This window comes from Lactobacillus sp. UMNPBX17, assembly GCF_002553735.1.
Lineage (GTDB): Bacteria > Bacillota > Bacilli > Lactobacillales > Lactobacillaceae > Lactobacillus > Lactobacillus gallinarum.
Genome location: NZ_PCYT01000186.1, coordinates 1 through 407, shown reverse-complemented (window position 1 = coordinate 407; position 407 = coordinate 1). Strand labels below are relative to the sequence as shown.

2 tRNA genes are annotated in these 407 nt (G+C 39.8%); both read left to right on the top strand.

What is annotated here, in order from left to right:
- Positions 1-66 precede the first annotated feature (66 nt).
- Positions 67-139, top strand: a tRNA-Asn gene (locus tag CP368_RS10225).
- Positions 140-150: 11 nt separating this feature from the next.
- Positions 151-241, top strand: a tRNA-Ser gene (locus tag CP368_RS10220).
- Positions 242-407 lie beyond the last annotated feature (166 nt).

The window sequence follows — 407 nt, the reverse complement described above, 5'->3', positions numbered from 1 at the left end:
ACGCCGAAAGTAGTTGGTGGGCAACTGCCTGCGAGGAAAGGAAGCTGCCGTGCTCTTTTTTAATATTCCGGCTTAGCTCAGTTGGTAGAGCGCTTGACTGTTAATCAAGATGTCGTCAGTTCGAGTCTGACAGCCGGAGTACTCTTGTATGGAGTGTTGTCCGAGTGGCTTAAGGAGCATGATTGGAAATCATGTATACGGGCTTATACCTGTATCGAGGGTTCAAATCCCTCACACTCCGTAGATAAATGAAGAAAAGAGATCATATTCGTTATGATCTCTTTTTTCTTACCTTTTTTCTTACCTTATAATAAGTAGCAAGTCATGTGGTGATAAGTCAATGTAAATTGTAAATTTTATTTTTAATTAGTTTGTGTTAAAGCCAAAATTTGCGTGCATGAAACTAG